Genomic DNA, 16975 nt, shown 5'->3' on the forward strand with positions numbered 1-16975 from the left:
TGAGTTGGCCGGTCTCTAGCCGTTCACTGTCAGGCGGGGGAACAGGGGAAGCGGTTCGTCGAGACGGTTGTCGCCGGAGCCGAGTTGGGTGGCCACCCTGCTCGCGGCTCCGGGGAGGAACGGGGTCAGTTCGTCGGCGACGGTTCTGGTGGCGTGGATCAGGAGTGCCAGGACGGCGCTGAGTTGGTCGCCCGCGTTGGTGTCGCCGGTCTTCTCGGCCTTCGCCAGGGTCCAGGGGGCGACCTCGACGACGTAGCGGTTGGCCTCTTCGACGATCGTCCAGATGGCGGCCGTGGCCCGGCGGAAGTCGAAGTGGTGCAGGGCGGCGTCCACGGCTGCTGGTGCGGCGGCGATGGCGGCGGTCAGGGGTAGGTCGGGGACGGGTTCTGGGAGGGTGGGAACAGTGCCGGCGCGGTACTTGTGGATCATGCTGACCGTCCGGTGGACCAGGTTGCCCAGGCCGTTCGCGAGGTCTTCGTGGTAGCGGGTGACCAGGCGGTCGGTGGTGTAGTCGGCGTCGCCGACGCGCGGTACGTCGCGGACCAGCCACCATCGCAGGGCGTCGGTACCGCATGTGTCGACGACCGTCAGCGGGTCGATGGCGTTGCCGAGGCTCTTGCCGAGCTTGCGGCCCTCGACGGTGAGGTAGTCGTGGACGAAGATCGTCGTCGGGAGCGGTTCGCTGGCGCTGAGCAGCATCGCGGGCCAGTAGACCGCGTGGAAGCGGACGATGCCCTTGCCGATGACGTGGGTACGTTCGTCGGACTCGACCCACCAGTGGCGATAGGCCTCGCTGGCGGCGCCGTAGTCCAGGGCAGTGATGTAGTTGCCCAGAGCGTCCCACCACACGTAGACGACCTGCCCGGGGTCTCCGGGGACCTCGATGCCCCAGCCGCGTGCTCGTTCGGTCGAGCGGGAGATCGAGAAGTCCTGCAAGCCGGTCCGGATGAAGCTGAGGACCTCGTTGCGTCGGCTCTCGGGTTCGATGCGCAGGGTGCCGGCCTCGATCAGCTCGCGCAGCTGGTCCTCGTAGCGGGAAAGCTTGAAGAACCAGTTCTCCTCGCGGACCGGCCGCGGTGCCGTCAGGTGCTCCGGGCAGAGTCCGTCGATCAGCTCGCTCTCGCTGTAGAACTGTTCGCAGCCGACGCAGTAGAGCCCCTCGAAGTCCTTCCGGTAGAGGTCGCCGGACCCTTCGGCGGCGCGCCAGAGCCGATCGACGCCGGCCTTGTGCCGGGGGTCGGCACTGGTGCGGATGAAGTCGTCGAAGCTGAGCTGGAGCGGATCGCGCAGTTCACGGAACGCGGTCGCGTTGCGGTCCACCAACTGCCTGGCCGGCACTCCCTCGGCTTCGGCGGCGATGGCGTTCTTCAGCGAGTTGTCGTCGGTGCCGGTCAGGAAGCGCACCTCGTGCCCCCGGTGCCGCCAGTGCCGAGCCAGCACGTCCGCCTGCACGAGTTCCATCGCGAAACCGAGGTGCGGCTCGGAGTTCACGTACGGAATGGCGGTCGTGATGTAGCGGCGTGACATCGGGATTCCTGTCATCGGGTGGCGAGTAGCCGCGGGGACGGTGAGCTTGGGAATTCGGGGTGTACCGCAAGCCCATGGCGGTCACGCTAAGCCCGAGACGGGGAAATCCGGGCACGACCACGCCAACTCCACTCCATCGGCGTAGGTCGTGGCCCAGGTTTCCCTGCTGGACGGGGCTCAGACCCTGGCCAGCTCGCGCTCCGGCGCCGCCTCCTGCACCCCGACGCGCCCGTGCACCCGGCGCAGCCACTTCGGGGACCACCACGCCGCCCGGCCCAACAGCCGGATCCCGACCGGGACCAGCACGCCCCGGATCAGCGTGGCGTCGACCAGGATCGCCAGGCCGGTGCCGATGCCGAGCATCTGGATGAAGCTCACCCCGCTCGTTCCGAACGCCAGCATGTTCACCGAGAGCAGCACCGCCGCCGCCGTGATCAGGCGGCCCGTCCTGGACAGGCCCTGCGTCACGGCCGTGCGCGGGTCGGCGCCCAGGTCGTGCAGTTCCTTGATCCGCCCGAGCACGAACACCTCGTAGTCCATCGACAACCCGAACACCAGGCAGAACAGCAGCACCAGCATGCTCGTGTCCAGCGGCAGCGGGGTGAACCCGAGCCACCCCGACAGCCACCCCTCCTGGAACACCAGCACCATCAGCCCCAGGATCGCCGACAGCCCCAGCACGTTGAACAGCAGCGCCCGCAACGGCTGCAACACGCTCCCGGTGAACAGGAACAGCAGCACGAACGTCGTCAGCGCGATCAACCCCGCGGCCAGCCCCAACCGGTCACCGATCGCGTCCTTGCTGTCCACCAGCTCCGCGGCCGAACCCCCGACCAGCGCGTCCGGGCCCGGCACCGCGCGCACCGCCTCGACCAGTTCCTGGCCCTCCGTCGAGTGCGCGTCCGGCGTCGTCCGCAGCGTCAGCTCCCGCAAACCGGAGGCGGACGTGCTCGTGGTGACCGAGTCGATCCCGGGCAGTGCGGCCAGCCGGTCGGCGTAGCCGGTCAGTTCCGCGTCGCCGACGGGGTCCTCGGTGACCACGTGCATGGTCCTGGCGGTGTCGCTGGTGAACTCCGCGCGCAGGGTGTCGCCGACCACGCGGACCTGCGTGGTCTCCGGGAGCACCCGCTCGTCCGGGGTGCCGAACTCGACGCGCAGCAGCGGGATCGCCGCGATGACCAGCAGCACGATCACCGGGAGTCCGGTCAGCACCGGCCGGCGCATCGCGGTGCCGGCGATCCGCGCCCAGCGCTCGGACACCGCGCTCGGGGAGCGCCGCAGCCACGGCAGGCGCAGGTTGTTCACCCGCTGGCCGAGCACCGCGAGCAGCGCGGGCAGCACCACGAGCGCGCTGAGCATCGCGATCAGCACCACACCGATGCCCGCGTAGGCGAACGACCGCAGGAAGTACAGCGGGAACACCAGCAGCGTCGCCAGCGCGCTCGCCACCGTGATCGCGCCGAACAGGATCGTCCGGCCGGCCGTCTCGACCGTGCGGACCACCGCCGCGCGGGTGTCGGCGCCGCCGGCCAGTTCCTCGCGGAAGCGGTTGACCAGCAGCAGCGCGTAGTCGATGGCCAGGCCGAGGCCGAGCGCGGTGGTCAGGTTGATCGCGTAGACCGACACGTCGGTGAGCGAGCCGAGGATCGACAGCTCGGCGAACGTGCCGACCACCGCGATCAGCCCCACCACCAGCGGCAGCAGCGCGGCCACCAGGCTGCCGAACACGATCACGAGCAGCACCAGGATGATCGGCACCGCGATGCTCTCGGCGAGCGCCAGGTCACCGCCGATCTGGGCGCCGACGTCGGTGCCGACCGCGGCCGCGCCGCCGACCGCGACGGTGAGCGGGCCGGTCTCGGCGCCGTACCGCTCGCGCAGGTCCTCGACGACCTGGTCGGCCTCGACACCGTCGGCGAGCGTGGCGACCGCGATCGCGTGCCGCCCGTCGTCGGAGCGCATCGCGGGGGCGTCGGTCGAGAAGTACGAGGCGACGTCGACCAGCGCGTCGTCGGCCGCGAACCGGTCGGTCAGGTCGGTACCTGCGGTGCGGACGGCCGGGTCGTCGACCGAGCCGTCCGCGGTCAGCAGGAACACGAGGTCGCTGTCGCCGCCGAACTCCCGGTCCAGCAGCTCTTGAGCCTGGCTGGACTCGGCGGCCGGGTCGACGAACCCGCCGTCGGTCTTCAGCTTGCCGAAGGCGGTGAAGCCGAGGGCCGACGCCGCCGCCACCACCAGCGCGGTCACCACGAGCACCGCGCGTGCGTGGTCGGCGGCGAACCGGCCGATCCGTCCGAACATGACGACTCCCCTCAATGTGCACAGCCGTAAACTTGACGGCCGTTAACTTGCCATGGATGTTTACCCCTGTCAACATCGGTCTCATGGAATCCTCAGGTTCGGCGAAGCGCGCCTACCACCACGGAGACCTGCGCAACGCCCTGATCTCGGCCGCCGCCGAGCTGGCCGCGGCCGGCGGCCCCGGCTCGGTGTCGATCCGCGCCGCCGCCAAAACGGTCGGCGTGACCCCGACCGCCGCGTACCGGCACTTCGCCGGCCACGAGGAACTGCTCAAGGCCGCCAAGGACCAGGCCCTGGACGAGCTCACCGAGGCGATGAACAAGGAGCTGGCGCAGCGGGCGCAGTCCGACGATCCGGTCCGGTACGCGCTGGGCAGCCTCGCCGCACTCGGCCGCGGCTACATCACGTTCGCCCGCGAGCGGCCCGGCCTGTTCCGGACCGTCTTCTCCTGGGAGGGCGAGGACGCGGAGGCGCGAACCGCGAGCAACCCGTTCCAGCTGCTCCTCGACTCGCTGGACGAGCTGGTCGAGGTCGGCTACCTGAGCGAGGAGCGCCGTCCGCTGGCCGAGATCGCCGCCTGGTCGGTGGTGCACGGCCTGTCGATCCTGTTCGACGGCCCGCTGCGGGAGTTCCCGCCGGAGCTGCGCGACCAGGCGATCGCCCGCTCGATGCTGATCCTCGCCCACGGCCTGTCCGGCAACGGGCTCACCCCCGAGCAGGAGGACCTGCTGGTCGCCGAGATGACCACTCGCGCCTGACCGGCGCTCAACCGTGCAGGTGGTGTGCGGCCTCCAGGGCGAGGCTGTGCTCGACCAGGGCCGGGTAGTCGGTGGCCGCGCCGCGGAGCACGGTCTCGATCGCCTGCTCGACCTCGGCCTCGGTCACCTGCGCGTGTCCGAACAGCGCCCGGTAGTGCACCAGCGAGCCGAGCAGGTCCAGGGTCAGCTCCAGGTCGAGGTCGGCGCGCAGGTCGCCGCGCTCGCGCGCGCGCTCGAGCAGGGTCCGGACCGCCGCGCGGGGCGGGAGGAACAGGGTGGACATGAACGCGGCGCGCAGGTCGGCGTCGGCGGCGCAGTCGGCCAGTAGCGGGCCGAGCACGTCCGGCGGCATCCGCTGGAACGCGGTCACGTAGACCAGTACGCCCTCGCCGAGGTCGCACAGGGTGCAGCCGGTGTCCGGCACCGGCAGCTCGCCGAGCTGCCTGGTAAGGGCCGCCAGCACGAGCCGCTGGCGGTTCGGCCAGCGCCGGTAGACCGCGGGCTTGGTGGTGCCCGCGCGCCGGCCCACCTCCTCGATGCTCAGGTGGTTGTAGCCGACCTCGTCGAGCAGCGCGAGCGTCGCGTCCAGCACCGCGGCGTCGATCTCCGGGTTGCGTGGTCGCCCGCCGCGCGGCGTCTCGGATGGTGGCACGAACCCACTTTAGTTCCGGATCGGAACGGAAGCCCGGCGGCAGATATGTTACGTTGCGGATCGGAACATAAGTCGGTCAGAGATGAGGAGACCCCATGACCGCACCGCCCGCCGTCCGCGCCGGCAGACGCGAGTGGATCGGCCTCGCCGTGCTCGCCGTGCCTACCCTGCTGCTCGCCGTCGACAACAGCGTGCTCTACCTCGCGCTGCCCGAGATCACCGCCGACCTCGGGTCCAGCAGCACGCAGACCCTGTGGATCACCGACGCCTACGGCTTCATGATCGCCGGCTTCCTCATCACGATGGGCACGCTCGGCGACCGGATCGGCCGTCGCAGGCTGCTGCTCCTCGGCGCGCTGGCGTTCGGCCTCGCCTCCGCCGCGGCCGCCTACGCGCCCAGCGCCGAGCTGCTGATCGCCGCGCGCGCCGCCATGGGTATCGCCGGCGCCGCGGTGATGCCCGCGACCCTGTCCATGATCACCGACCTGTTCCGCGACGCCCGGCAGCGCGGCATGGCGATCGCGGTGTGGACCAGCTGCTTCATGGCCGGCGGCGCGCTCGGTCCGGTGCTCGGCGGGCTGCTGCTGGAGTGGTACTGGTGGGGCGCGGTGTTCCTGATCGGCGTGCCGGTGATGGCCGTGGTGCTCGTGCTCGCCCCGGTGCTGCTGCCCGAACGCCGCGTCACCGACGCCGGGCGGCTGGAGCTGACCAGCGTCGCGCTGTCGCTCGCGGCCATCCTGCCGGTCGTGTACGGGCTCAAGGAGCTGGCCAAGGACCCCGGCCTCGTCCCGGTGCTCGCGATCGTCGCCGGCGCGGTGGCCGGGGTGGCCTTCGTGCGCCGGCAGTGCCGGCTCGCCGCGCCGCTGCTCGACGTCGCGCTGTTCGGCGACCGGGCCTTCCGCGGCGCGCTGCTGGTGCTGCTCGCCGGGATGGCCGCGGTCGGCGGCATCTACCTGGTGACCACCCAGTACCTCCAGCTGTCGGCCGGGATGTCGGCCCTGGCGGCCGGGCTGTGGCTGGTGCCGGGCGCGGTCGCGACGATCGTCGGCTCGATGGTCGCCCCGCTCCTGGCCCGGCGGTACCGGCCGGGACTCGTGGTGGCGGCGGGGCTGGCCGTGTCGGCGGCGGGGTTCCTGGCCCTCGTGCCCGACGTGGGGCTCGGTGTGGCGCTGGTCGCGTTCAGCGTCGGGATGCTGGGCACCGGGCCGCTCGGCGCGCTGGGCATCGACCTGGTGGTCGGGTCGGCCCCGGCGAACCGGGCGGGGTCGGCCTCCTCGCTCGCGGAGAGCGGGGGAGAACTGGGCATCGCGCTCGGGGTCGCGGCGTTCGGCAGCCTCGCCACCGCGGTCACCGCCTCCTCCGGCGCGGTGACCGGCGCGGCCCACGCCGACGGGCTGGTCGCGGTGGCCGGAGCGAGCGCGCTGCTGACCGCCGTGCTGGCCGGGGTCTCGGTGGCACTGCTGCGCCACGTCCGCCCCACCGCCTAGTGGCCCGGTCGCCCGGCCGGATTGGCGCGTTGGTGGGCTCGATCGCGGCCAGTCGGGCTAGAGTTCGAAACGTGTCCGTCGCCCGTGCCGAAAGACTCGTGAACCTGGTGTTGTGCCTGCTCTCGACCCGGCAGTACCTGCCGGCCGAGCGCATCCGGGCCATCGTCGCCGGCTATGCCGACGCGCCGACCGACGAGGCGTTCCACCGGATGTTCGAGCGGGACAAGAACGAGCTGCGCGACCTCGGCATTCCGCTGGAGTTCGGCAGCAACCGCACGATCGACGCCGAGGACGGCTACCGGATCGCCCGCCGCGACTACGAGCTCGGCGACATCGACCTGGAGCCGGACGAGGCCGCCGCCGTCGCGCTCGCCGTCCGGCTGTGGGACTCCCCGGAGCTGACCGGCGCCGCGGCGGGCGCCCTGCTCAAGCTGCGCGCCGCCGGCGTCGACGTCGACCAGGGCGTGCCCGCGGTGGTGGAGCCGAAGGTGCGCACCACCGAGCCCGCGTTCGGCCCGCTGCTCGCCGCCGTCCAGGCCGGCCGCGCGGTGCGCTTCGACTACCGCAGACCCAGCCCGGCCGAGCTGCGTACCCGGACGCTGGAGCCGTGGGGCGTGGTGTCCTGGCGCGGGCGCTGGTACGTGGTCGGCCACGACCGCGACCGGAACGCCCCGCGCTGCTTCCGGCTGTCCCGGATCGCCGGCGACGTGCGCGCGTTCGGCCGGCCCGGGGTGGTCAGCCGGCCACCCGACGTCGACCTGCTGGAGTTCGTGTCGGCCAGCACCGGCGAGCTGCCGGACACCACCACCGTGCGGCTGTGGGTGGCGGAGCACCGGGCCGCCGGCCTGCGCCGCCGGGCCACCGTCGTCGGCGAGCAGACCATCGACGACGTGCCGGGCGACGTCATCGAGCTGGAGCTGCACCACCCCGACTCGGCGGCCAGCTGGATCGCCGGCTACGGCGAGGACGCCCTGGTCCTGGAGCCCGAGGTGCTGCGCAAGACCGTGCACGAACGGCTGCTCGCGGCGGCGGGAGGTGCCCGATGACCTCCGCCCAGGACCGGTTGCCCCGGCTGCTCGCGCTCGTGCCGTACCTCATCGCTCGGCCAGGCGTCCGGGTCGACGAGGCCGCCGCCGACTTCGGCGTGCCGGCCCGCCAGCTGCGCAAGGACCTCGAGCTGCTGTGGATGTGCGGGCTCCCCGGGTACGGCCCGGGCGACCTGATCGACCTGTCGTTCGAGGGCGACACGATCTCGGTCGCCTTCGACGCCGGGATGAACCGGCCGCTGCGACTGACCGGCACCGAGGCCACCGCCCTGCTGGTCGCCCTGAACACCCTGCTCGAGGCCCCCGGCGTGGCCGACGCCGACGCGGTGCGCCGGGCCGCCGCCAAGATCGAGGCGGCCGCAGGCCAGGCCCAGCCGGCCGGGGTCGCGGTCGGGCTCGGCGTGCGCGAGGGCGAGACGACGGCCCGGTCGCGGCGGGTCGTGCAGGGCGCCCTCCGGGCCGGGCACGCGCTGCGGATGACGTACTACACCGCCTCCCGGGACCGGATCACCGAACGCACGGTCGACCCGATGCGGATGCTGATCGTCGAGGGCCGCAGCTACCTGGAGGCGTGGTGCCGCCGCGCCGAGGCGGTGCGGCTGTTCCGGCTGGACCGGATCGACGACGTCACCGAGCTGGACGAGCCGGCCGCGCCGCCGCCCTACGCCGAGCAGACCGACACCTCGGCCGGCCTGTTCCGCGAGCGTCCCGACCACGAGGTCGCGCAGCTGGTACTGGCGCCGGACGCGCGCTGGGTGTCGGAGTACTACCCGGTGGAGAAGGTCACCGAGCTGGACGACGGGTACCTGCGGGTGCGGATGCGCTACGCCGACGAGTCGTGGATGGTCCGGCTGCTGCTCGGCCTCGGCGGCGACGTGACGGTCGAGGAGCCGACGGCCCTGGCCCACGGCCTGCGCGACCGGGCGCGGCGGGCGCTGTCGCGTGCCGGCCAACTGGCGGTAACCCCGTGATCGAAGAAAAGCCGGGTGCCGGCGACCCCACAACGCCCGTTCGGGCACTACGGTAGGAACGTGATGTCGTACCTGCCGACCTGGATCGCGGTCGCCGTGGGACTGGTGCTGCTCGTGGCGGTGCTGGTCCGGTCCGCGCGCACCGTGCGGCGCTTCGGCGCCACCGCGTCGGCGGTCAACGCCCGATTCGGCGACGAGACCGGCCACCTGCGGGCCCGGTCCGCCGCACTGCGGGTTGCGATGAAAGAGACCCGCGCACGGGTGAAGCACACTCCGGCTGACGTACCATCAGAACGCCGGGGGAGACAGGAGGATGACCGTGGGTAACTTGGGTGTGCCCGAGCTTCTGATCATCGCCGGGGTGATCATCCTGCTCTTCGGAGCACGGAAGCTCCCGGAGATGGCGCGTTCGCTTGGCAAGTCCGCGAAGGCGTTCAAGGAAGAGACCAAGGGCATGCGGGGCGGCAACGACGACGAGGACGAGACCCCGTCGCCGACCGCCCAACCGCAGGCACAGCAGCCGGTCCAGCAGCAGCTGCCGCAGTCCCAGCCGCCGGCGCCGAGCGTGTCTCAGCAGGTAAACGGCTCGCAGCCGGCTGAGCAGTCCCAGCAGAACAAGAACGCCAGCTAGTAGAACGGGCACCCAACGGTGGCGCGCATTCCGCACCGCCGGGACGAAAGCCGTCGCGAGAAGAAGCGTCTTCGAAGCCGCCGGCACAATCCCGACGGCACGATGACCCTTCGGGATCACCTGTACGAGCTGAAGCACCGGCTCGGGCTGGCCCTGTTGGCCCTGTTGGTCGGCTGCATCGCTGGCTTCCTGTGGTTCCAGTGGCGAGTCGGGCCGGTGCCGTCCCTCGGGGACCTGCTGACCGGGCCGTACTGCGCGTTGAACCCGGACGACCTGCTCACCCGGGACAAGTGCGCGCTGCTGCAGACCAAGCCGTTCGAGGCCTTCCTGGTGCAGTTCAAGGTGGGCCTGGCCGCCGGTGCGGTGTTGACCAGCCCGTTCTGGCTGTACCAGATCTGGGCGTTCGTCACGCCGGGCCTGTACGACAACGAGCGGAAGTTCACCCGGATCTTCGTGGCTCTGGCGTCCTTCCTGTTCATCTGCGGCGCGGTGCTGGCCTACTTCGTGGTGCCCAAGGGGCTGGAGGTGCTGATCAGCTTCGGTGGCGAGCAGTTCATCACCGCGCTGACGGCGAACGACTACATCTCGTTCGTGCTGGCGATGCTGCTGATCTTCGGCGTGAGCTTCGAGCTGCCGCTGGTCATCACCATGCTGAACCGGATCGGGGTGCTGCCCTACCGCAACCTGAAGAACTGGCGGCGGGGCATCATCTTCACCCTGTTCATCTTCGCCGCGGTCGCCACACCGGGCACCGACCCGATCGGCATGCTCGCGCTGGCCGCGTCGATGACCGTGCTGTTCGAACTGGCCGTGCAGATCGCCCGCATCCACGACCGCAGGGAAGCACGCAAGGCCGTGGCCGAGGGCTGGGGCGACCCGGAGGACTACGACCTCAAGCCGGAGGACGTGCCGGAGAAGCCGGCCAAGGCCGGTCTCGACGACGTCACCTGATCCGGTGGGGCTGCGGGCCGCGATGGTGGTGCACCCGGCGTCCGGCCTCGGCCGCGCCGGGCGGATCGCCGGCGCCGTCGCCGACCGGCTGCGCGGTGCCGTCGACGACCTGGTCACCGTCCGGGTCGACTCCGTCGAGGAGTCCCGCCGGCTGATGGGCGACGCGCACGCCGCCGGGCTCGACCTGCTCGTCGTGGTCGGCGGCGACGGCTCGGTGCACCAGGGCGTGCAGTTCTGCGCGGACCGCGGCGTGGCGCTCGCCGTGATCCCGGCCGGCACCGGCAACGACCTGGCCCGCACCCTCGGCGCCCCGACCGACCCGCTGGCCGCCGCCGACGCCCTGGTCGCCGACATCAGGGCCGACCGCCGCACCCGCATCGACCTGGGCAAGGTCGAGGGCGGCCCCTGGTTCGCCGGCGTGCTGTGCGCCGGCTTCGACTCGGCGGTGAACGAACGCGCCAACCGAATGCGCTGGCCCCGCGGCCCGCGCCGGTACGACCTGGCGATCGTCGCCGAACTCGCCCGGCTGCGTGCGGCCCGGCTCAGCGTGGTCGAGGACGGCACCCGCGCCGACCACTCCGCCGCCACCCAGATCGCCATCGGCAACGTCCCGCACTACGGCGGTGGCATCCCCATCTGCCCGGCCGCCGACCCCACCGACGGCCTGTTCGACATCACCCTGGTCGGCCGAGCGACTCGGCTCGACCTGGTGCGCATGCTGCCCGGCCTGCGCACCGGCCGGCACGTCGAGCACCGCCTGGTCACCGCGACCCGCGCCCGCGAGGTGTCCCTCGGGGAGGACAACGGCTGGGTCGCGTACGCCGACGGCGAACGCATCGGCCCGCTTCCGGTGCGGGTCACCTGCGTGCCGAACGCGCTGGAAGTTTTCGGTCGGGTCGTGTCCGGTTAGCGTCCGGCGGTCTCGACGTTCCCGGTGAACGGCACCACCGTGGCGCCGAAGCCGACAAGGAGCACACCGTGAAGTACATGATCCTGACCCTCGCCTCGCAGCTCGACTACGAGAGCCTGTCCGGCAAGCCAGGCTCGGCCTGGACCGACGAGGACTTCGCCGCCCTGCGCCGGTTCATGACCGACCTCAACAAGGACCTGACCGAGTCGGGCGAGCTGGTCGAGACCCGCGGCCTGGCCGCGCCGGTGCACTCCCGCCGGCTCCGGCTGCGCGAGGGCGTGCCGGTGGTCACCGACGGGCCGTACGCCGAGACCGAGGAGGTGCTGGCCGGCTACTGGATCGTGGAGTGTGCGAGCTACGACCGGGCCACCGAGATCGCGGCGCGGATCGTCGACGGGCCCGGCCCGGACAGCGACCGGGAGAACTACGTCGTCGACGTGCGCCCGCTCGTCGACTCGGCCGACGACCTGGCGGACTGACCGTGCCGCCGACCGAGGACCTGCTGCGTGACCTCGCGCCGCGGGTCCTCGGCGCGGTGGTCCGCCGGTACGGCCACTTCGACACCGCCGAGGACGCCACGCAGGAGGCACTGCTCACGGCGGCCACCCGGTGGCCACGCGACGGCGTGCCGGACAACCCGCTCGGTTGGCTGGTCACCGTCGCGTCGCGACGGCTCACCGACCTCCTGCGCAACGAGCAGGCCCGGCAGCGCCGCGAGGACACCGTCGCCCGGTGGACCAGGACCGCACCCGCCGCCGACTCGACCGCCGACGCCGACGACACGCTGATCCTGCTGTTCCTGTGCTGCCACCCCGCGCTGTCGCCCGCCTCGCAGATCGCGCTGACGCTGCGCGCCGTCGGTGGCCTGGCCACCGCGGAGATCGCCCGCGCGTTCCTGGTGCCCGAGGCGACCATGACCAGGCGGATCACCCGCGCGAAGAAGGCGGTCAAGGACAGCGGCACCCCGTTCGCCATGCCCGCCGACCACGCCTCCCGCCTCGACGCGGTGCTGCACGTGCTGTACCTGGTCTTCACCGAGGGCTACGCCGCCACCTCCGGACCCGACCTGCACCGGGTGGAGCTGTCGGCAGAGGCGATCCGGCTGACCAGGATCCTGCACCGCCTGCTGCCCACCGACCACGAGGTGACCGGGCTGCTCGCGTTGATGCTGCTCACCGACGCCCGCCGCCCGGCTCGTACCGGACCGGGCGGTGAGCTGGTGCCGCTGGATGAGCAGGACCGCTCCCGCTGGCACGCCGACGCGATCGCCGAGGGCATCGCGCTGATCACCGACGCCCTGCCCAGGGGTACCACGGGCCCCTACCAGCTCCAGGCCGCGATCGCCGCCGTGCACGCCGAGGCCGCGACCGCCGAGGACACCGACTGGCCGCAGATCGTCGCCCTGTACGAGGTGCTGATGCGGGTGTCCGACGGCCCGGTGGTCGCCCTCAACCACGCCGTCGCCGTGGCCATGGCCCGTGGCCCCCGGGCCGGCCTCGCCCGGCTCGACGAGGTGGCCGCCGACGAGCGCCTGGCCGCCGACCACCGCCCGCTCGCCGTCCGCGCTCACCTACTGGAGCGGCTCGGCGACCTCGACGCCGCGCGGAACGCGTATCTCGCCGCCGCCGACCTGGCGACCAGCCTGCCCCGGCAGCGCTACCTCAACGCCCGCGCGGCCCGCATCGACGGCCCCGGGGGCGTCGGGCGGCGGGGGGCGGGGGACATGTGAAAGTCTTGGGTACGTGGCCACCAGCCCTTCTCCGTCACCGGCCGAGGCCTACACCGCGTCCCGCCGGCGGTCGCGCCATCCCCGGCTGACCGAGTTCACCGCGCAGCTGCCGTTCGAGCTCGATCCGTTCCAGGACGAGGCGTGTGCCGCGTTGGAGAACGGCCACGGGGTGCTCGTCTGCGCGCCGACCGGGGCCGGCAAGACCGTGGTCGGCGAGTTCGCCGTGCACCTCGCGCTCGCCGACGGCGCCAAGTGCTTCTACACCACGCCGATCAAGGCGCTGTCCAACCAGAAGTACGCCGACCTGGTCGACCGGTACGGGCCGAAGAAGGTCGGGCTGCTCACCGGCGACTCCTCGGTCAACGGCAACGCCCCGATCGTCGTGATGACCACCGAGGTCCTGCGCAACATGCTGTACGCGGGCTCGGCCACCCTCGACGGGCTCGCCTACGTCGTCATGGACGAGGTGCACTACCTGGCCGACCAGTTCCGCGGCGCGGTGTGGGAGGAGGTCATCCTGCACCTGCCCGAGTCGGTGCGGCTGGTCTCCCTGTCCGCGACCGTCAGCAACGCCGAGGAGTTCGGCGACTGGCTGGTCGAGGTCCGCGGCGACACCACGGTCGTCGTCGACGAGCACCGCCCGGTGCCCCTGTGGCAACACATGATGGTCACCGGCCGGATGCTCGACCTGTTCGCCGGCGAGGACCCGGAGGGCCAACCCCGGATCAACCCGAACCTGTTGCGCCGCACCGAGGACGTCGCCCGCCAGTCGCCCTGGGCCGGGCCTCGCCAACGCGGCAGGCGGTCGGCGCCGCCGCCGCGCGGCCCGCGGTTCCGGCCGCCGTCGCGGGTGGACGTCGTGCAGCGGCTCGACGGCGCCGGCCTGCTGCCGGCGATCGTGTTCGTGTTCAGCCGGGTGGGCTGCGACGCCGCGGTCGGCCAGTGCGCACGCTCCGGCCTGCGGATGAACACCGACGCCGAGGTCGCCGAGATCCGCCGGATCGTGGACACCCGCACCAAGGACCTCAACGACGCCGACCTGCGGGTCCTCGGCTACTGGGAGTGGCGCGACGCGCTGGAGCGCGGGTTCGCCAGCCACCACGCCGGCCTGCTGCCGGCGTTCAAGGAGACCGTCGAGGAACTGTTCGTACGCGGGCTGGTCAAGGTCGTGTTCGCGACCGAGACGCTCGCGCTCGGCATCAACATGCCGGCCCGCACCGTCGTGCTGGAACGGCTGGTCAAGTACAACGGCGAGGCACACGTCGACCTGACCGCGGGGGAGTACACCCAGCTCACCGGCCGGGCCGGGCGGCGTGGGATCGACGTCGAGGGCCACGCGGTGGTGGTCTGGCAGCCGGGCGTGGACCCCAAGCACGTCGCCGGGCTCGCCTCCACCAGGACCTACCCGCTGCGCTCGTCGTTCCGGCCCGCCTACAACATGGCGGTCAACCTGGTCGACCGGCTCGGTGTGCGGGCCGCCCGCGACATGCTGGAACAGTCGTTCGCGCAGTTCCAGGCCGACCGTTCGGTGGTCGGCCTGGCCCGGCGGATCGAACGCAACCACGAGGCACTGGCCGGTTACGAGAAGTCGATGACCTGCCACCTCGGCGACTTCACCGAGTACGCCAACCTGCGGGCCCGGCTGTCGGAGCGGGAGAAGTCGCTGTCCCGCAAGAACGCGTCGGCCCGGCGCGCGGAGGCCGCCCGGTCGCTGGAGGCGCTGCGCAAGGGCGACGTGATCGCGGTTCCGGCCGGCCGCCGCTCCGGGCTCGCGATCGTGGTCGACCCCGGGCTCGACCCGATGGGCGACCCGCGCCCGCTGGTGCTCACCGAGGACCGCTGGTCCGGGCGGCTGTCGGTGGCCGACTTCCCGACCCCGGTCGAGGCGCTCGGCCGGGTCAAGCTGCCCAAACAGGTCGACCTGCGCTCGCCCCGTTCACGCCGGGACCTGGCGTCGACGCTGCGCAACACCGGTATCGAGGCACCCGGCCGGTCCCGCCGCCGCTCCGGCGCGCAGGACGACGACGGCGAGCTGGCGGCACTGCGCCGGGCGCTGCGCGCGCATCCGTGTCACGGCTGCGACGAGCGCGAGGTGCACGCGCGGTGGGGGGAGCGGCACCGCAGGCTGCGCGCGGAAACCACGCAGCTGGAGCAGAAGGTGGCGGCCACGACGCACTCGCTGGCGCGCGCGTTCGACCGGATCCGCGCGCTGCTCACCGAACGCGGCTACCTGCTGCACACCGACGGCGAGGACGAGATCACCGGGCACGGCCGGTGGCTCGCCCGGCTGTACAACGAGTCCGACCTGCTGGTGGCGGAGTGCCTGCGCAACGGGGTGTGGGACTCGCTCGACGCGCCGGAGCTGGCGGCCGTGGTGTCGGCGCTGGTGTTCGAGTCGCGGCGGGACACGCCAGCCGAGCCGAGGGTGCCGGCCGGGCCGGTGACCGACGCGCTCGGCGAGACCGTGCGGCTGTGGACCGAGCTGGAGCAGGACGAGCGGCGGCACAAGCTCAACCGCACCCGGCAGCCGGACGCCGGCTTCGCGTGGACGGCGTACCGCTGGGCGCGCGGCGAGTCACTGGAGCGCGTGATGTCGGCGTCTGAGTCCGCCGGGGCGGAGATCTCGGCGGGTGACTTCGTCCGGTGGTGCCGGCAGGTGATCGACCTGCTCGACCAGTTGCGCGACGTCATGGGCACCGGTCACCCGGTCGGCGCGGCCGCGAACGAGGCGGTCCGGGCGATGCGGCGCGGCGTGGTCGCGCTGGGCGTCAACTGACCCGTCGACCGACTGGGCCGTCCGGGCGGAATCCCCTGGCGCGGCACACGCTCAGTACACGTGCCGCTATGGTTTGATCGCGCCCAGCGGCACGCAGACCGACTTCGACTTCGCGGAGGCTAACCATGACCAGCCCGTACGGGCCTCCCGGTGGCAACGACCCGCAGCAGCCGTGGGGACAGCAGCCCTACGGCGGTGGCCCGACGCCGGGCACGCCCTCCGGCGGGTTCCCGGCGCAAGGACCGCAGGGCCCCGGTCAGGCCCCCGGTCAGGGTGGTTACGGTCAGCAGCAGCCGTACGGCCAGCAGCCCTATGGGCAGCCCGATCCGTCGCAGCAGCAGTACGGGGGTTACGGCCAGCAACCGACCCAGCAGTACCCCGGCGGGTACGGGCAACAGCAACAGCAGCAGCCCTACGGCGGATACGGCCAGCAGCCGCAACAGCAGCAGCCCGGCGGCGGGTACCCGGGCGCGTACGGCCAGCAGCCGCAGAAGAAGGGCGGCGCCTGGATCTGGGTCGTGGTGGTGGTGGTCGTGCTGGCGGTCGGCGCGTTCGGCGTGCTCGGCTTCATCACCCCGGGCTTCCTGAACAAGAAGGTGTTCGACGAGACGGCGCTCGAGGGCGACGAGGGCGTGAAGAAGATCCTCATCGAGAACTACAACGAGCCGGCGGAGGAAGTCGGCGACGTGGACTGCCCGGCCGAGCAGGAGGTCAAGGAGGGCAACACCTTCGAGTGCACGGTCGTGATCCGCGAGGAGGAGATGACGGTCAAGATCACCGTCGTCAACGACGACGGGCAGTACGAGGTCTCCACTCCCGCCGGCGCGTAGCCGGGTAGCCTGGAACCGGACATATCCGGTTGTGAAGGGGTTTGTGTGCGTCGTCGACTCGTTGGTCTGCTCGTCGTTCCCGTGTTCGTGCTCGCCGGCTGTGGAGCGGAGGACGCGGTCAACCTCCCCGACGTCCCGGACGTGCCGGACATCGAGATGCCGAACCTCGACGTGCTGAACGAGGGCGTGCTCGAAGGGGCCAACGGTGTCAAGGAGTTCCTCGCCCAGGAGTACGACCTCACCGACGTCGGCAGCGTCGACTGCCCCGGGGAGCTGGCCCTGCAGTTCGACTGCAACGTGAGCGTCGCCGGCGAGGAGAAGACCGTCACGGTCACCGTGCTCAACGAGAACGGCGAGTTCGAGGTCAGCGAGCCCAAGTAAACCGGTCGCGTTCACCGCGGCCACG

Annotated in this window: 16 protein-coding genes; 13 read left to right on the plus strand and 3 right to left on the minus strand. The window is 72.0% G+C overall.

Going from position 1 to position 16975, the window contains the following annotated elements; translation table 11 throughout:
- Positions 1-15: 15 nt before the first annotated feature.
- Together metG and JT362_RS10925 are read right to left on the minus strand one after the other, a co-directional pair.
- Entirely contained in the window at positions 16-1527 is a 1512-nt protein-coding gene (gene metG, locus JT362_RS10920; RefSeq protein WP_260190972.1) for a methionine--tRNA ligase, read from the minus strand.
- Positions 1528-1704: 177 nt separating this feature from the next.
- The gene (locus JT362_RS10925; protein ID WP_260190973.1) at positions 1705-3828 is read right to left on the minus strand and encodes an MMPL family transporter; all 2124 of its coding nucleotides are present in this window, start codon (positions 3826-3828) and stop codon (positions 1705-1707) included.
- A gap of 83 nt (positions 3829-3911) precedes the next feature.
- Between JT362_RS10925 and JT362_RS10930 the strand changes: the two genes are divergently transcribed.
- Positions 3912-4586 carry a TetR/AcrR family transcriptional regulator gene (locus tag JT362_RS10930; protein WP_260190974.1) on the plus strand — a complete coding sequence of 225 codons (675 nt, stop codon included), beginning with the start codon at positions 3912-3914 and terminating at the stop codon, positions 4584-4586.
- A gap of 7 nt (positions 4587-4593) precedes the next feature.
- On the opposite strand, the gene JT362_RS10935 is transcribed toward JT362_RS10930, so the two are convergent.
- A complete protein-coding gene (locus JT362_RS10935; RefSeq protein ID WP_260190975.1) occupies positions 4594-5238 on the minus strand; it encodes a TetR/AcrR family transcriptional regulator in 645 nt (214 codons plus the stop codon).
- Positions 5239-5333: 95 nt separating this feature from the next.
- Between JT362_RS10935 and JT362_RS10940 the strand changes: the two genes are divergently transcribed.
- From JT362_RS10940 to JT362_RS10995, 12 genes are all read left to right on the plus strand, one after another.
- A complete protein-coding gene (locus JT362_RS10940; protein ID WP_260190976.1) occupies positions 5334-6725 on the plus strand; it encodes an MFS transporter in 1392 nt (463 codons plus the stop codon).
- Between the two features lie 71 nt (positions 6726-6796).
- Positions 6797-7771, plus strand: coding sequence for a helix-turn-helix transcriptional regulator (locus tag JT362_RS10945; protein WP_260190977.1), 975 nt, complete (start codon positions 6797-6799; stop codon positions 7769-7771).
- Positions 7768-8742 carry a helix-turn-helix transcriptional regulator gene (locus tag JT362_RS10950; protein WP_260190978.1) on the plus strand — a complete coding sequence of 325 codons (975 nt, stop codon included), beginning with the start codon at positions 7768-7770 and terminating at the stop codon, positions 8740-8742. The genes JT362_RS10945 and JT362_RS10950 overlap by 4 nt, the downstream gene beginning before the upstream one ends.
- Positions 8743-8805: 63 nt before the next feature.
- Positions 8806-9069 carry a bacteriophage holin gene (locus JT362_RS10955; RefSeq protein WP_260191053.1) on the plus strand — a complete coding sequence of 88 codons (264 nt, stop codon included), beginning with the start codon at positions 8806-8808 and terminating at the stop codon, positions 9067-9069.
- Position 9070: 1 nt separating this feature from the next.
- Complete coding sequence (tatA, locus tag JT362_RS10960; RefSeq protein ID WP_260191054.1) at positions 9071-9373, plus strand: Sec-independent protein translocase subunit TatA; 303 nt, start codon at positions 9071-9073, stop codon at positions 9371-9373.
- Positions 9374-9391: 18 nt separating this feature from the next.
- Positions 9392-10324 carry a twin-arginine translocase subunit TatC gene (gene tatC, locus JT362_RS10965; RefSeq protein ID WP_375546468.1) on the plus strand — a complete coding sequence of 311 codons (933 nt, stop codon included), beginning with the start codon at positions 9392-9394 and terminating at the stop codon, positions 10322-10324.
- Between the two features lie 4 nt (positions 10325-10328).
- Positions 10329-11234, plus strand: a complete 906-nt coding sequence (locus JT362_RS10970; protein ID WP_260190980.1) for a diacylglycerol/lipid kinase family protein — start codon at positions 10329-10331, stop codon at positions 11232-11234.
- Positions 11235-11311: 77 nt separating this feature from the next.
- The gene (locus JT362_RS10975) at positions 11312-11713 is read left to right on the plus strand and encodes a YciI family protein (protein WP_260191055.1); all 402 of its coding nucleotides are present in this window, start codon (positions 11312-11314) and stop codon (positions 11711-11713) included.
- A 2-nt stretch (positions 11714-11715) separates the two neighbouring features.
- The gene (locus JT362_RS10980; RefSeq protein WP_260190981.1) at positions 11716-12963 is read left to right on the plus strand and encodes an RNA polymerase sigma factor; all 1248 of its coding nucleotides are present in this window, start codon (positions 11716-11718) and stop codon (positions 12961-12963) included.
- Between the two features lie 13 nt (positions 12964-12976).
- Positions 12977-15739 (plus strand): DEAD/DEAH box helicase, encoded by a 2763-nt coding sequence (locus tag JT362_RS10985; RefSeq protein ID WP_260190982.1) that lies wholly within the window; start codon positions 12977-12979, stop codon positions 15737-15739.
- Positions 15740-15864: 125 nt separating this feature from the next.
- A complete protein-coding gene (locus JT362_RS10990) occupies positions 15865-16569 on the plus strand; it encodes a DUF4333 domain-containing protein (protein WP_260190983.1) in 705 nt (234 codons plus the stop codon).
- Positions 16570-16614: 45 nt separating this feature from the next.
- Positions 16615-16950: a DUF4333 domain-containing protein gene (locus JT362_RS10995; RefSeq protein ID WP_260190984.1), complete on the plus strand. Its 336-nt coding sequence runs from the start codon at positions 16615-16617 to the stop codon at positions 16948-16950.
- The last annotated feature ends 25 nt before the right edge of the window (positions 16951-16975 follow it).

Source organism: Actinophytocola gossypii (genome assembly GCF_025165815.1).
GTDB lineage: Bacteria > Actinomycetota > Actinomycetes > Mycobacteriales > Pseudonocardiaceae > Actinophytocola > Actinophytocola gossypii.

Excerpts from the sequence above, each read along its gene's own strand:
- JT362_RS10990 (WP_260190983.1), top strand. The coding sequence starts at position 15,865 with ATGACCAGCCCGTACGGGCCTCCCGGTGGCAACGACCCGCAGCAGCCG.
- JT362_RS10940 (WP_260190976.1), top strand. The coding sequence starts at position 5,334 with ATGACCGCACCGCCCGCCGTCCGCGCCGGCAGACGCGAGTGGATCGGC.
- metG (WP_260190972.1), bottom strand. The coding sequence starts at position 1,527 with ATGTCACGCCGCTACATCACGACCGCCATTCCGTACGTGAACTCCGAG.
- JT362_RS10925 (WP_260190973.1), bottom strand. The coding sequence starts at position 3,828 with ATGTTCGGACGGATCGGCCGGTTCGCCGCCGACCACGCACGCGCGGTG.
- JT362_RS10955 (WP_260191053.1), top strand. The coding sequence starts at position 8,806 with ATGTCGTACCTGCCGACCTGGATCGCGGTCGCCGTGGGACTGGTGCTG.
- JT362_RS10950 (WP_260190978.1), top strand. The coding sequence starts at position 7,768 with ATGACCTCCGCCCAGGACCGGTTGCCCCGGCTGCTCGCGCTCGTGCCG.
- JT362_RS10930 (WP_260190974.1), top strand. The coding sequence starts at position 3,912 with ATGGAATCCTCAGGTTCGGCGAAGCGCGCCTACCACCACGGAGACCTG.
- JT362_RS10975 (WP_260191055.1), top strand. The coding sequence starts at position 11,312 with ATGATCCTGACCCTCGCCTCGCAGCTCGACTACGAGAGCCTGTCCGGC.